We start from the raw sequence: 14414 nt of genomic DNA, 5'->3' as shown, positions 1-14414 counted from the left end.
CGCGCGAGCGAACGGCCGGGGCCGCCACCCCCCACAGGAGAGGCCCCGGCCGTCGCGCGGACGGGCCGCGCGCGACCCGTACTCCCTACAGCGCCGGGAGTGCGTTTTGTGTCACACCCCGACCCGGTCGGCCCTCACCCTGCGCACATCCGCACCCGGTCACGAGTTAGTTGCATCTTCTACGGACCCCCTGCGGACATGGACGGGCAACGGTTTCACGCCGTAACGTGCCTTTCGCGCCGACCGGGCAACAGGGCGTAAAGGGAGTGCGGTGCTGGGGGACGACGCGGAGCTGACCGCCGCGGTGCGCGCGGCACAGGACGGAGACGAGACCGCCTTCCGTACGGTGTACCGCTCCGTGCATCCACGGCTGCTCGGATACGTGCGGACACTGGTCGGCGATCCGGACGCCGAGGACGTCGCGTCCGAGGCCTGGCTGCAGATCGCCCGCGACCTGGACCGGTTCAGCGGAGACGCCGACCGCTTCCGCGGCTGGGCCGCCCGGATCGCCCGCAACCGCGCCCTGGACCACATACGCATGCGCGGCCGCCGTCCCGCCATAGGCGGCGACGAGACGGAGCTGACCGGCCGGGCCGCCGAGTCCGACACGGCCGGCGAGGCCATCGAGGCCCTGGCCACCGACAGCACCCTCTCCCTCATCGCGCGGCTCCCGCAGGACCAGGCCGAGGCGGTCGTCCTGCGAGTCGTCGTCGGCCTCGACGCCAAGAGCGCCGCCGAGACCCTCGGCAAACGCGCCGGCGCCGTACGCACCGCCGCGCACCGCGGTCTGAAGCGGCTCGCGGAGCTGCTCGGCGACGATCCGGAATCGGCGGACGCGCTCGACGCGCTCCCACCCCAGCGAGAACCGCGCCGTCGCGCGGTGTCGTCCGCAACTGTGACGGATACGCGTGCGCGGACGCAGAAGGACATGTGATGGCCGACGAGCAGGACAAGTGGCTGAACCGGGAGACGGCGGAACGCCTGCTGCGCGGTGAGTCACTGGAAGCCGTCGACGCCTCTGCCCGTGACCAGGCCGAACGCCTCTCCCGAGCACTCGGCGCGCTCTCCTCGGAGGCGGCCCCCGCCACCGGTGAGCTCCCCGGCGAACAGGCCGCCCTGGCCGCGTTCCGCAAGGCCCGCGAGGCCGCCGAAACCGAACGGACCGCCGCTGCCCCCTTCGCCGGCGGCACCGGCCGGTCCGTGCCCGGCGCCGACGCGGGCCTGGTCCGCATCGGCGCCCCGGGCCGTACCGGAACCCCGGCCCGCCGCCCCCGCTGGGGCCGCCCGGTGCGCCTGGCACTCGCCGCCGCGATGGCCGTGGGCACGGTCGGCGGCGTCGCCATGGCCGCCGGGAGCGGAATGCTGCACACGCCGTTCGCACCCGAGAAGCCCGGCCCCTCCGCCTCCGCCTCCGTCTCCCCCGACGAGACGTCCGCGGTCCCCTTCGCCCCGGTCCCGCCCGAGGGCACCTCGGGCACGACCGTGGATCCGGGCGCGCCGAGCGGCGGCCCGCGCGGGCGGAGCGGCGACGCCCCCGGCGAGGCCGCCGGACCGGATGACCGCGCGGGCGGCAGCGACGCCCCGGGCACCGGTGAGCCCTCCGGCAGCCCCCGCGGCCGCTGGAAGGACGCCGCCGCGGCCTGCCGGGACATCCGCGACGGCCGGGAACTGGAGGCCGGTCGCCGGCGCGCGCTGGAGAACCTGGCGGGCGGCAGCGCACGCGTGAGCCGGTACTGCAAGGTCGTGCTGTCCGCCGCCGACCTGGCCGGCGGGGCGACGAGCGGCGGCAGGAGCGGCGGCAGCGGAACGGCCAAGGGCACGGGCGGCGGCGGAAAGAGCCAGGGCAAGGACGAGGACAACGGCAAGGACAAGGGCAAGGGGGACGACGACGGCCCCGGGCGGGGGCGCCACGGTCGCCCCGGCAAGGGCGGCGGTCACCACGGCCAGAGCCGTGGACACGGCCGTGGCCCCGTCCGGCACGGCGCCGCCGCCGCGCCCATCCCCTCCGCCCTCACCCCGACGCACCCCATCTGACCTGCGCTTTCATGGTCCGCGAAAATTTCTCCCCGCGAGGTGTGACGTTTTCGGAGCCCGGCACGCAGTACTGAGTGAGCCGACTGGTCATCGGCCGTCGCACTGAGCCGGGGGTTCCCCCCGTACCCACGGCTCGTGCACCTGGCGCGGGCGGGACACGTTCCCCCGGTCCCGCCCGCGCCCCGCAGTCCCGCACCACCACCGTCGTCACCAGTAGATGACGACCTTGTCGCCCATCCGCACCTGCGCGAACAACTGGGCGATCGCGATCTCGTCCCGGACGTTCACGCACCCGTGCGAGCCCCCCGCGTATCCGCGCGCCGCGAAGTCGTACGAGTAGTGCACGGCCTGGCCGCCGCTGAAGAACATCGCGTACGGCATCGGCGAGTGGTAGAGCGTGGACACCCAGTGCCGCGCCTTCCAGTAGACGTGGAAGACACCCTCCCGGGTCGGCGTGTACTGCGCCCCGAACCGCACCGCGATCGTGGACAGCGTCCGCCCGTCGACCATCCAGCGCAGCGTCCGCGTCGTCTTGTCGATGCACAGGACACGTCCGGTCAGGCAGCGCGGGTCGGGCGCCCCGGCCGGCTGGCCGCCCATCAGATACAGCTCCCAGGTACCAGGCGGGTGCGTCATCGACACCAGCCGCTGCCAGGTGACGGAGTCCGTCCGCCCGGTCCGCGGCAGCCCCCGCTTGCCCTGGAAGCCCCTGACGGCCTGCTCGGTCAGATCGTCGTACGACCCCGTCGGCCCGTCGAACAGCCACTGGAGCTGGCGCAGCCGCGCCTGCAGCTCCCGCACGCCCGGCCCGCTGTCGCCGCGCGACCACAGCACCCGGGGAGGGGGCGCGGCCGGCACGAGCGACGGCCGCTGGGCCGTTGGGCTGGGAACCTCGGGGCGGCTCACCGGCGGGACGCCGGACACCTGCCCGGACACCTGCCCGGGTGTCTGTTCCGGAAGTTGGACGTGCACCGGTGCCCGGGCTTTGCCGTCCGCGCCAGTGGGGGGCTGCACGGTGCAGCCGCACAGCGCGGCGAGCGCGGTGAGGGAGGCGGCCGAGGCGATTACGGCGGCGGGTCTTCGCGAGATCCTCATGCCGGGGATGCTTCCCCGCGTGACCGCCGTCCAACGACGGGGCATGGTGAGGGGTGACAGGACGTACTGCGGAGGCATCCATGGCGCGTGAGTCGGAGTCGGGCCTGCCCATCGAGCCGGTCTACGGGCCGGGGGCCCTCAAGGGCTGGGACCCGGCCGGAAAACTGGGCGAACCGGGCGCGTACCCGTTCACCCGCGGGGTCTACCCGACCATGTACACCGGCCGCCCCTGGACCATGCGCCAGTACGCCGGTTTCGGCACGGCCGCCGAGTCCAACGCCCGCTACCGTCAGCTGATCGCCCACGGCACCACGGGACTCTCGGTCGCCTTCGACCTGCCCACCCAGATGGGCCACGACTCCGACGCACCCCTCGCGCACGGCGAGGTCGGCAAGGTGGGCGTCGCCATCGACTCGATCGAGGACATGCGGGCGCTCTTCGACGGCATCCCGCTCGACCAGGTCTCGACGTCGATGACGATCAACGCCCCGGCGGCCCTGCTGCTGCTCCTGTACCAGCTGGTGGCCGAGGAGCAGGGCGTACGGCCCGATCAGCTGACGGGCACGATCCAGAACGACGTGCTGAAGGAGTACATCGCGCGCGGGACGTACATCTTCCCGCCGAAGCCCTCCCTGCGCCTGACCGCCGACATCTTCAAGTACTGCACCGCCGAGATCCCGAGGTGGAACACGATCTCGATCTCCGGCTACCACATGGCCGAGGCGGGGGCGTCGCCCGTACAGGAGATCGCGTTCACCCTGGCGGACGGCATCGAGTACGTCCGTACGGCGGTGGCGGCGGGCATGGACGTCGACGGCTTCGCCCCGCGCCTGTCCTTCTTCTTCGTGGCCCGTACGACGCTGCTGGAGGAGGTCGCCAAGTTCCGTGCGGCGCGCAGGATCTGGGCGCGGGTGATGCGGGACGAGTTCGGCGCCCGGGATCCGAAGTCCCTGATGCTCCGCTTCCACACCCAGACGGCCGGCGTGCAGCTGACGGCCCAGCAGCCGGAGGTGAACCTGGTCCGGGTCGCCGTCCAGGCCCTGGCGGCGGTGCTCGGCGGTACGCAGTCCCTGCACACCAACTCCTTCGACGAGGCGATCGCGCTGCCGACGGACAAGAGCGCGCGGCTGGCGCTGCGGACCCAGCAGGTGCTGGCGCACGAGAGTGACGTGACGGCGACCGTCGACCCCTTCGCCGGCTCCTACGCGGTGGAGCGGATGACGGACGACGTGGAGGAGGCGGCCGTCGGCCTGATGCGCAGGGTCGAGGACCTGGGCGGGGCGGTGGCGGCGATCGAGCGGGGCTTCCAGAAGGCCGAGATCGAGCAGAACGCGTACCGGATCGCCCAGGAGACCGACTCCGGGGAGCGGGTGGTCGTGGGCGTGAACCGCTTCCGGCTGGACGAGGAGGAGCCGTACGCGCCGCTCCGCGTCGACCCGGCCATCGAGGCCCGGCAGGCGGAACGCCTGGAGAAACTGCGGGCGGAACGGGACCCGCGGGCGGTGGACTCGGCCCTCGCCGCACTGGCGAAGGCGGCGGAGGGCGAGAACAACGTGCTGTACCCGATGAAGGAGGCGCTGCGCGCCCGGGCGACGGTGGGGGAGGTGTGCAACGCGCTGCGCGAGGTGTGGGGCAGCCATGTGCCCTCGGACGCGTTCTGAGCCTCCCCCCGGCCTCAGGTCTGCCGCCGGGACAGGGCGCCGGGGCCGCCCGGCTGGGACGGCAGCGTGACGGCTTCGTGCCCGGTGCCCGCGCCCAGTACGCCCTGCTGGTAGAAGCGCGCGTGTTCCCGGCACAGCCAGTACGTCGGGCCCTCGGGGGTGACGACCTTGTTCAGGCCGGCCCAGCGCTCCTCCGGATCGAGCTGCTTGAGCAGGGCGTACATCTGCCGGAACTCGGCATGGTCCGTCGCCAGCACGGTGGAGCGTGACTCCCGGTCGCTCAGCTGCCGGCGGGTCTCCTCGGGAAGAGCGTCGAGCAGCGCCTTCATCAGCTCCAGGTCGTCCTTCATCACCTTGCTCAGATCCTCGGACACCGCTCCGACGGCCGCGCCGAAGACGGGGACGACGTACTTGAGCACCTTGAGCGACTGGTGCACGTACGGCAGCACGACCTTGGTGAACTTCGAGTTCGCGGGCAGCTCGTACGGATCGGCTCCCTCCAGCAGGTGCCACTCGCCGGGCGCCTCGCAGCACAGGTGCAGCTGGAAGACGTCCCCGGGGCGCAACCGGTGTCCCGCCGCACGGCGCGACACCCGGCGTACCCAGATCACGCTGGGGCAGATCGCCTCCTGCTGGCTCTGTTCGCGGCGCAGCAGCGCGAGGAAGCCCCGCTGCTGTTCGGCCACCATCGCCGACACCTCGGCCCGGGCCTGCTCGATCCCGTCCCGTACCTCGGCGTGCCGGCGCTGCCCGATGATCTCCATCCGGTCGAGCCGCTCCAGGACCTGGCGCGTCATCTGTTCGGACCGGTCGGCGGCCGGCCGCTCGATGCCCTGCAGCAGGAAGGCGACCTCGACGTTCTCCAGGTGCTCCGGACACTCGATCGTCTCCAGCGGAGGACGGCGGTCGAGCCGGGCCCGCAGCTGCTCGTGCCGGAACTCGTGCGCGCACGCGCGGCCGTCCGGGTACCGGTACGGACAGGGCACGAGACGGGTGATGTCCAGGCCGGGGTAGCGCTGGAGGGTCTGCTCGAACCCGTCCTTGAGCACGGCGAAGAAGTCGTGCGGATACGAGCCCCGCACCCGCAACTCCGCCGTCTTCGCATGGCGGTCCACCGTCACCAGCGCGGCGTGCACCCCGTCCGGATGCTTGAGCAGCGCCCCGGAACGCCAGCGCACGGGGGTGGAGAACCGGTGCTCGCGGGCGATGAACCAGGTGGGGATGCCCGGGGGCACCGTGTGCAGCCGGTACCGGAGCCGCAGCTCCCGCTGGCCGAGGCGCTCCGGGGAGTTCCACTCGTCCTGGTACGGAGGCGGGTTCCAGGGCAGCAGTTCCACCACGAGGCTCGCGGTCTGGTCCTCGGTCCGGTACGAGAGGTCGAAGTTCTCCATCATGCGGATGAGGTGGCGCCGCATGGACCGCTCGACGTCCTGCCAGAGCGTGGCCCCGAAGGAGTGGTGGAACAGGCCTCCCTCGTTGAGGACGTCCTCGGAGTCGAGCACCCGGCTGATGTACGCCGTCAGCCACTGGGGGCGCAGGACGACGAGGTCGCACAGTTCCTCGTCGTCCGGGTAGTAGAGGAGATCGCCGAGGCTGTGCAGCGCGGCGGTGAGCGAGGCCTGGTGCGAGGGCTCGCGCACCCCGGCCGTCGCGAGCAGCTCGTTCAGGCCTTCCGGCGTGATGTGCTTGTTCACGGCCGCCCGTACGGCGTCCGCCGCCCGCAGCCAGGTGCGCGGCCAGGTCACGCCCATCAGGGGGAGCCTGGCGACCTGCTGGCGGATCACCTCACGCACCTGCTCGACACCGACACCGCTCGCGCTGTCCGCGCTGAGGCTCTCCACGATCAGCCCCGGATACGTCTCCTGCAGCTCGTCCAGGGGCAGGTCCGGGGGCCGGGGGCCGAGATGCGTGGCGACCAGCACCACGGGGGCCTGCGGCGCCCTGGCCTTGATCATGTCCAGCCAGTAGTGCAGCTTGCTGCCCTCCCAGCCGATCTGCGCGTCCCACAGCAGCAGGAAGAGCGAGCGGTCGGTGAGGAAGAACTGGTGGGTGGCGTGGTAGATCTCCTGGCCGCCGAAGTCCCAGGTGCTCAGCCGCATGGTCACGTCCTCCCCGGCGGGGGGATGCGGATGCGGCATGTCCAGGGTGCCGACGGTGAGCCCGTGGGTACTGTCCTCGTTCGGGTTGTGGGCCTCATTGCGCAGGGCGCGCAGGAGCGAGGTCTTGCCCACGCGGCCCTCGCCGACGACGACGACCTTGGACGACCACTGACGGACGGGGTCGGCCTGGGTCTCGGCGAGGAAGGTGACGACTGCCTGAGTACCGGCGGCGACCACCTCGGGGGGTGGGCTCGTCAGGGGGTTGTCATGGAGTCCCAGAACGGTCAGTTCCCGGAGGGCGCCCAGGCTCCTGGGAAGTTCGCTGAGGCTGTTCGCGCTCAGTTCCAGGCGCCGGAGCCTGACAAGGCGGCCGATGTCGTCGGGGAGGGCGGTCAGATAGTTGACGCTCAGCCAGACCGTCTCGAGGCTGGTGAGGTCCGTGAACCAGGCGGGCAGGGATTCGAGCTGGTTCTCGCCGAGCGCGAGGACGGTGAGCTCGGTGAGGTTGCGGAGCGTCTCGGGCAGGTGGGAGAGGCGGTTGCCGTAGAGCCGCAAGTCCCTCAGCCGGGTCAGGTTGCCGAGGCTGTCCGGTATCGCGACCAGCTTGTTGAAGTCCAGGCCCAGCGCACGGAGCTCGGTGAGTCTGCCGATCGACTCGGGCACGGCGACGAGCGCGTTTTGGTCCGCCGAGAGGAACTCGAGCCGGGTGAGGTCACCGATCCACTCGGGCAGCGCGTGGAGCCTGTTCGACTGCACTTCGAGCTGGATCAGGCGGGTCAGCTCGCGCACCTCCTCGGGCACCGCTGTCAGTCCGAGCCCGGAGAGGTCGAGTGTCGTGCTCCCCTTCCTCCGGCACTCCGCGATCCGTGTGCGCGCCTCGTCGATGCCGTTGTCCGCAGACGTCAATTCCCGTGCCCCGCCCTGTACTTGACCTGGAGAACTCCGTCGGCCCCCTGGGGTCCAGCGTAGGGATCGCGTCACCCGGCGGTCAGGACATTCCGGGAATCCGTGCCCACTCGCCCGTCCGTGCGACACTCCTGTGCATGTTCGGTGTCATCGACCTCCCCACCTACCTCGCGGGCCTGATCCTGATCGTGCTGCTGCCCGGTCCCAATTCGCTGTACGTGCTCTCCGTCGCCGCCCGGCGCGGTGTGCGGGCCGGGTACACCGCCGCCGCCGGGGTGTGGTGCGGTGACACCGTGCTGATGACGCTGTCCGCCGCGGGGGTCGCCTCGCTGCTGAAGGCCGACGCCGTGCTGTTCGGGATCGTGAAGTACGCCGGTGCCGGATATCTGACCTGGCTCGCCGTCGGCATGCTGCGGGCCGCCTGGCAGATGTGGCGGACGCGGCGGGACAGGGTCGTGGAGGACTCCGCCGGGGCCGCCGCGGTCAGCGATGAGCGGCCCTTGCGGCGCGCGCTCGTCGTGAGCCTCTTCAACCCGAAGGCGATCCTGTTCTTCGTCGCCTTCTTCGTCCAGTTCGTCGACCCCCACTACGCCTGGCCGGCCCTGTCCTTCGTCGTCCTCGGCGCGTTCGCCCAGCTGGCCAGCTTCCTGTACCTGAGCGCCCTGATATTCGGCGGGACGCGGCTCGCCGCCGCTTTCCGGCGGCGCAGGAGGCTGGCGGCCACGGCGACCTCGGCGGCCGGTGCGCTGTTCCTGGGGTTCGCCGTGAAGCTGACGCTGGCCAGTGCGTAGCGCCCGCCGCACCGTGCCCGGTGCGTAGGCCGGGGTCAGCCGCCGACCCCGGCCAGGTAGGCCTCGACCCCGTCGGACGAGGTGCCCGCCCAGCCCACGTACCCGTCCGGGCGGATCAGGAAGACGCCCGGTCCGTATGACCGCGGGGCCGCCGGCAGCGCGCGCACGCCGGGGGCAGGGGCCTGTGCGCCCAGCAGGGTCCAGTGCGGGCCCCGGAACGCGTCGAAGAGGCGGACGCCGGACACCGTGCCGTCGGGGGCGCGGTCGCCCGCCCGGATGCCGGCCGGGTTCTCACGCGTCTCCACGCTGAGGGACGACTCCCGGTAGCCCAGCCCCAGCTGCACCGTCGACCTCCCGCGCCGGACCTCGCCGCGGTGCACGCCCGTCGACAGGTCCAGCATGGCCGCCGCGTTCGCCCGGCGCTCCTCCTCGTAGGTGTCCAGCAACGCCTCCGGCGCCCCGCCGCGCAGTACCGCGCCCAGCTTCCAGCCCAGGTTGTAGGCGTCCTGGACGCTGGTGTTCAGGCCCTGCCCGCCGGCCGGGGAGTGCACGTGCGCCGCGTCGCCCGCCAGGAAGACCCGGCCCGCCCGGAACCGGTCCGCGAGGCCGGTGCGCGGCCGGAAGTCGGAGGCCCAGCGCAGCTCCGTGACGTCCCCCGCGTCCAGGTGCGTGAACGCGGCCACCAGCGCCCGGATGCCGTCCAGGGACAGGTCGGGCGTGGTGCCCTCCGCGAGGCGCGCCTGCACCTGGAAGTCGTCCGTGCCGGCGAGCGGGCACAGCCCCACGCCGGTGCCGTCGGCGCCCGGGAAGGTGTGCCAGTGGTCGCGGTCCAGGCCCCTCAGCCGTACGTCCGCCACCAGGAACGGCGCGGGGTCGACCGCCTCCCCGGCCATGCCGACGCCCAGCGCGCGCCGTACGGCCGACCGGCCGCCGTCGGCCGCGACGACGTACCGGGCGCGGGTGGCCGTACCGTCGGCGCACCGCACGGTCACGCCGTCCGCGTCCTGTTCGAGGCCGGTCACCTCGTGGCCGAAGGCCACCTTCCCGCCGAGCTCGGTGAGCCGCGCGTACAGCACCTCCTGGGTGCGCCACTGCGCGACCATCAGCGGGTCGGTGTACGGGGTGCCCTCGTCCGCCTCGATCGCGTCGAACATCGGCTGTTCGCCGATCCGCTCGCCGTCCTTCCAGATCATCCGCGCCGGGTACGGGCCGCCTGCCGCCCGGATGGCCTCCCGCACGCCCAGGTCGTCGAAGACCTCCTGGGTGCGCGGCTGGATCCCCTTGCCGCGCGAGCCGGGGAACAGGCCCTCGGCCCGCTCCACCACCAGCGCGTCCACCCCGCGCCGGGCGAGGTCGATGCCGAGGGTCAGACCGGTCGGACCTGCGCCCACGATCAGGACATCCATCACGATTCCCCTTAACGTCGTTAAGTGCTGACAGCCCTGAGCGTGCCCTTAACGCTGTTAAGCTGTCAAGTGTGAGCCCCGAGAAACGCGCGCCCCTGGACCGCCGGCGCGTCGCCGACACCGCGTTGCGCCTGCTGAACGAGGTCGGCCTGGACGGCCTGACCCTGCGTGCCATCGCCAGGGAGCTGGACGTCAAGGCGCCCGCGCTGTACTGGCACTTCAAGGACAAGCAGGCGCTGCTGGACGAGATGGCGACCGAGATGTACCGGCGGATGGCCGCCGGTGCCGCGCTCGATCCCGCCGACACCTGGCAGCAGCGGCTGCTGAAGACGAACCGCGCACTGCGGGCCGCGCTGCTCGGCTACCGGGACGGGGCGAAGGTGTTCAGCGGCTCGCGCTTCACGGGCACGGACCACGCCGGGGCGCTGGAGGCGAACCTGCGCCTGCTCACGGACGCCGGCTTCACCCTCGCCCAGGCGGTCCACGCCGGCCGTACAGCGAGCGCGTACACGATCGGCTTCGTCACCGAGGAGCAGGGCGTCGAGCCCCTCCCGGGCGAGCGGCGGGAGGGGTACGACGTCGGGGAACGCGCCCGGCGGATGGCCGGGTACCCGCTCGCCGCGCAGGCCGGACCGCTGCTCTTCGACGGCTACGACGAGCAGTTCGAGGAGGGGCTGGCGCTGGTGGTAGCGGGCGTCGGGGCGCGGTACGGGATCAGCTGACGGCGGGGAGCCCGCGGGTCTTCTTCAGGGCCCGCTTCAGCCGCGGCCCGAGCGGCCTCTCCACGAACCGGTGGATCAGCCAGGCCAGTACGAGCATGCCGAGCACGGTGGTCACGAGCGTCGCCCAGGCAGGCAGGCCGAGCCCCCGGTGCAGCACCCGGATGACGAACCAGCCCAGGTGCTCGTGGACCAGGTAGAACGGGTACGTCAGCGCGCCGGCCGTGACCAGCCAGGGCCAGGACGCCCACCGGGTCCAGCCCAGGGCCACGGCGGCGACGGCCCCGTAGGCGGCGGTGACGATCAGGATGACGACGTAGGGGTCCCGGTGCGGGTGCGGGCCCCACAGCCCTCGGGTGGCCTCGCTCTGGGCCAGCAGCCAGGACATCGCGACGATGCCCCACGCGAGCAGGTCGCTGCCGAAGCGGTGGATCAGGTACAGCGCCAGACCGCCGACGAAGAAGGGCGCGTACTCGGGCATGACCACCTGGTTCAGCAGGTCGTTGCGCGACGAGGCGCACAGCACGGCCGCCGTCGTCCACACGCAGGCGAACAGCATCACCCGGCGGTAGGTCACCCCGCGCAGGACGACCAGCAGCGCGAACAGCACGTAGAAGCGGACCTCGACCCAGAGTGTCCAGCACACGCCCAGGACCCGGGTCGCGCCCATCGGCTGCTGCAGCATCGTCAGGTTGACGAGGAACTCGTCCAGCCGGACCGCGTGGACGACCACCGGCAGCGCCAGCGACGCCCCGGTGACGAGGACGAGCGCGACCCAGTACGCGGGGTACAGGCGGGCGACCCGGGAGCGGAAGAAGTCACCGAGGGTGCGGCCCCAGCTGCTCATGCAGATCACGAAACCGCTGATGACGAAGAAGAACTGCACACCGAAGTTGCCGTAGACGGCCGCCCGGGACAGCGTCGGGAAGAGGTGGTCCGGGCTGCCGTGCCAGGACGCGGAGACCGGGCCACCGCGACCGGTGTAGTGGTACAGACAGACCATCAGGGCGGCGACGAGCCGCAGGCCGTCCAGGGCGAGCAGACGGCTTCGGGGTCTGGAGGCGGGGGCCGTTCCGGCGGCGGACGGTGCGGGAACGGAGGCGAGGGCGGGGGAGGAAGCGGCCATGGTGTTCAGCGCCTACCCGAACGAAAATAGATCACCTCATCATTTTGTGTGAAAGTAGCCGTCATAAGCGGGTAGTTGAGCTGACATCCGGGTGAACGGGAGGGGGTGGGCCCGTGCCGGGCCCACCCCGCCTCACCGCCGTGTCCTCACCGGCGTACGGAGTTGCGCAGGCTGCGCGCCTTGCGGGCCACCCGGCGGACCGTCGCGTTGCGCGGGATGAACGCCAGCTGGGCGGGCACCCCGCCGGGCAGGGCCAGCGAGGACAGCCGCCGGCGCTTGAAGTAGCGCATGGTGTGCGGGTTCAGGTGCCGTGCGAGCCAGCTCTCGGCCTGCGGGCGCAGTCGCGGGTAGATCTTCGGCTGCATCGCGAAGCCCACCGCGCCGATCAGCGCGCCCAGTGCCTCGACGTCCATGCCGGAGCGCTGCGCGGTGACCGCGGCACGGTCGCCGAGGTCGGGCAGCAGCGCGTCCGCGATGGTCACCGGGACCCGGTTGCTGTTCTCGTACGGCGTCAGCCGCTCCAGCAGCGCCTCGGTGCCGATCCGGGCGACCGGCAGGCCGTACAGCGCCCGCGCCGTGAGCAGGGCGGTGGAGAAGCAGCCGACGACCAGCGCGGGACGCATCCGCTGGTACAGCACCTCGGCGAGGACCGGCGTGTCGAGCACCGTCAGCTCGACCTCCAGCCGGTCCGCCTCCCGCTCCAGCAGGCGGGTGAAGCGGGCCGGCGCGGACGGGTGCGGCTTGAACACCACCTGGGTGTGGCCGAGCGCCGCCGCGCCCTTCAGCATCCGCACATGCAGGTTCTCCTCCTGCTCGGCGGTGAGGATGTCCAGTGCCGACAGGTACTGGCCGAGCAGCAGCGCGGGCTCCTCGATCCGAGGCAACCCGTCTCCGCTGGGGGCGAGTTCGGCGAGCACCTTGGTGAAGGCGGCCGTCGGCACGGTCTCGCCGGGCACGCCGAACTCGGTGAGCAGCAGCGGCTTCAGGCCCGGCACCAGGTCCAGGTGCAGCACCCGGTCCACGCGGGTGCCGACCAGCGGGTCGATCTTGTTGCGGGTGGGGCCGTAGCTCATCAGGCCGTCGGCGTAGACCGTCACCGGGGCGCCGGTGAAGATCTGCGCGAGCGCCAGGGACGGGTTGACCTGGATCGACTCGACCGCCAACGCCACGTCGTCGTCGCCCAGCCGCCACTCGTGGCGCAGGAAACGCTCCCAGAGCGGCAGATCGTCCCCGCGGGGCGTCCAGCCGCCCGGATGGAACGGGAAGATCGTCTCGTTGTACGAGATCACGTCGTCGAAGCGGTCGCGCAGCTTCTCGAAGCCGGGCGCCTCGTCCAGCGGGGCCGTGGTCTCGGGCGTGGCCGCGTTGTTGCAGACCAGCAGGATCCGCCGGTCGGCCGGGCGGAAGCAGCCGGAGTCCAGGGCGGCGGCAAGCGTGGCCGTGCCGTACAGCGTCGACGCCTGGAAGATCTGGGTGGTCACGCGGCGGCCCCCGCGGGAGCGGGACGGCGGCGCAGCCGGCGCAGCTTGGTGGCGCGCTGGAGGTCCATGGAGTCCAGCGCCTCGTCCAGCACGTCCTGCGGCATGCGCCGCAGGGCCGCGGCACTCATGGATTTCAGTTTCTTCGCCACCGCGGGCTCGAACCTTTCGATGGATCCCAGATGATGGGAAATGATGGCGCAATAGGTACGGACGGCCTTCGGCAACAGCTGGTCGGCGTCCCGGTCCTGCGCGGTTTCCGCGACCACCTGATCGAACGCGCGGATGAAATCGAGCTGCCGGACATCACCGATCTGGGTGAGCGAGGAGGCGACCCCGCGCCGGTAGAACACGCCGAGCAGACTCACCGCGGCGAAGGAGTCCGCCTCCCGGTGCAGCTTCCAGATCCACGGCCGGTCCTCGGCGGTGCGCAGCCCGTCGGTGAAGTGCAGAAGCCCCTTGTCCACCAGCCGGCGGTGGTAGAGGCCCGCCCACGCGTACGCGTAGTCCACGGACGTCGACCGGTCGGCGGGCAGGATCGCCTCCCGCGGGTCCATCACCACGTCGCGCCGGCCGACCGGCACCCGGTTCACCGAGCGCGACCGCGCGGTGCACTGCACATGGTCGGTGCGGATGAAGTCGCAACCCAGCTCCTCCATGGCCGCGACCGCTTGCGCGAAGTAGCCGGGGGCGAGCCAGTCGTCGCCGTCCAGGAAGGTCAGGTACGTGCCGCGCGCCCGGTCGATACCGGTGTTGCGGGCGGTCGCCAGCCCTCCGTTCTGCTCGTGCCGGACGTAGACGGCCCCGGGCAGCTCGCGCTCCGCGCGCGCGAGAATCTCTGGTGTCTCGTCGCGGGAACAGTCGTCGACGAGAATGAATTCGAAGTCCTCACGCGCGTTCGCCTTCAGGCTCCTGAGCGTGTCGGGCGCGTATTGCTGCACGTTGTAGAACGGCACGATGACGGAGAGCTTGACCACGTCAGGGACGTTAGGGCGAAGCCCGTCATTCGTCTTGACCGTCTGCTTGATGCTGGGTGAACGGCACGTGGCGAAGCTGTGAACCAGGCTTTTTCCGCGCGCCTTCGCGCCCTGATTCGCCA

Annotated in this window: 11 protein-coding genes; 5 read left to right on the top strand and 6 right to left on the bottom strand. The window is 71.9% G+C overall.

Annotated features, from left to right (window positions below; all coding sequences use genetic code 11):
- Positions 1–271: 271 nt before the first annotated feature.
- Together IO33_RS0113300 and IO33_RS0113295 are read left to right on the top strand one after the other, a co-directional pair.
- A complete protein-coding gene (locus tag IO33_RS0113300; protein WP_031164096.1) occupies positions 272–934 on the top strand; it encodes an RNA polymerase sigma factor in 663 nt (220 codons plus the stop codon).
- A complete protein-coding gene (locus IO33_RS0113295) occupies positions 934–2034 on the top strand; it encodes a hypothetical protein (RefSeq protein WP_051926648.1) in 1101 nt (366 codons plus the stop codon). Before IO33_RS0113300 ends, IO33_RS0113295 begins: the two co-directional genes overlap by 1 nt.
- 207 nt (positions 2035–2241) lie before the next feature.
- Here IO33_RS0113295 and IO33_RS0113290 read toward each other — a convergent pair whose 3' ends face one another.
- Positions 2242–3129 (bottom strand): L,D-transpeptidase family protein, encoded by an 888-nt coding sequence (locus tag IO33_RS0113290; RefSeq protein ID WP_031164090.1) that lies wholly within the window; start codon positions 3127–3129, stop codon positions 2242–2244.
- A gap of 80 nt (positions 3130–3209) precedes the next feature.
- Between IO33_RS0113290 and IO33_RS0113285 the strand changes: the two genes are divergently transcribed.
- Entirely contained in the window at positions 3210–4790 is a 1581-nt protein-coding gene (locus IO33_RS0113285) for an acyl-CoA mutase large subunit family protein (RefSeq protein WP_031164088.1), read from the top strand.
- Between the two features lie 14 nt (positions 4791–4804).
- Here IO33_RS0113285 and IO33_RS0113280 read toward each other — a convergent pair whose 3' ends face one another.
- Positions 4805–7795 carry a COR domain-containing protein gene (locus IO33_RS0113280; RefSeq protein WP_051926645.1) on the bottom strand — a complete coding sequence of 997 codons (2991 nt, stop codon included), beginning with the start codon at positions 7793–7795 and terminating at the stop codon, positions 4805–4807.
- A gap of 137 nt (positions 7796–7932) precedes the next feature.
- Here IO33_RS0113280 and leuE point away from each other — a divergent pair, with 137 nt between their 5' ends.
- Positions 7933–8586, top strand: a complete 654-nt coding sequence (gene leuE, locus IO33_RS0113275) for a leucine efflux protein LeuE (protein ID WP_031164083.1) — start codon at positions 7933–7935, stop codon at positions 8584–8586.
- A 35-nt stretch (positions 8587–8621) separates the two neighbouring features.
- Here leuE and IO33_RS0113270 read toward each other — a convergent pair whose 3' ends face one another.
- Positions 8622–9992 carry an FAD-dependent monooxygenase gene (locus IO33_RS0113270; protein WP_031164081.1) on the bottom strand — a complete coding sequence of 457 codons (1371 nt, stop codon included), beginning with the start codon at positions 9990–9992 and terminating at the stop codon, positions 8622–8624.
- A 71-nt stretch (positions 9993–10063) separates the two neighbouring features.
- Between IO33_RS0113270 and IO33_RS0113265 the strand changes: the two genes are divergently transcribed.
- Positions 10064–10714, top strand: coding sequence for a TetR/AcrR family transcriptional regulator C-terminal domain-containing protein (locus tag IO33_RS0113265; RefSeq protein WP_031164079.1), 651 nt, complete (start codon positions 10064–10066; stop codon positions 10712–10714).
- Here the strand turns inward: IO33_RS0113265 and IO33_RS0113260 are convergent.
- The 3 genes from IO33_RS0113260 to IO33_RS0113250 all read right to left on the bottom strand — a co-directional run bounded on the left by IO33_RS0113260 (position 10707) and on the right by IO33_RS0113250 (position 14292).
- The gene (locus tag IO33_RS0113260; protein ID WP_209438848.1) at positions 10707–11837 is read right to left on the bottom strand and encodes an acyltransferase family protein; all 1131 of its coding nucleotides are present in this window, start codon (positions 11835–11837) and stop codon (positions 10707–10709) included. The genes IO33_RS0113265 and IO33_RS0113260 overlap by 8 nt on opposite strands.
- Before the next feature lie 146 nt (positions 11838–11983).
- Entirely contained in the window at positions 11984–13318 is a 1335-nt protein-coding gene (locus IO33_RS0113255; RefSeq protein ID WP_031164074.1) for an alpha-2,8-polysialyltransferase family protein, read from the bottom strand.
- On the bottom strand, positions 13315–14292 hold the full coding sequence (locus IO33_RS0113250; protein WP_031164072.1) for a glycosyltransferase family 2 protein: 978 nt from the start codon (positions 14290–14292) through the stop codon (positions 13315–13317). The genes IO33_RS0113255 and IO33_RS0113250 overlap by 4 nt, the downstream gene beginning before the upstream one ends.
- Positions 14293–14414: the final 122 nt, after the last annotated feature.

The sequence above is a fragment of the Streptomyces durhamensis genome, from assembly GCF_000725475.1.
Classification (GTDB): domain Bacteria; phylum Actinomycetota; class Actinomycetes; order Streptomycetales; family Streptomycetaceae; genus Streptomyces; species Streptomyces filipinensis.
The sequence above is the reverse complement of the archived record's forward strand: the minus strand, read 5'-3'. Positions and strand labels throughout refer to the sequence as shown.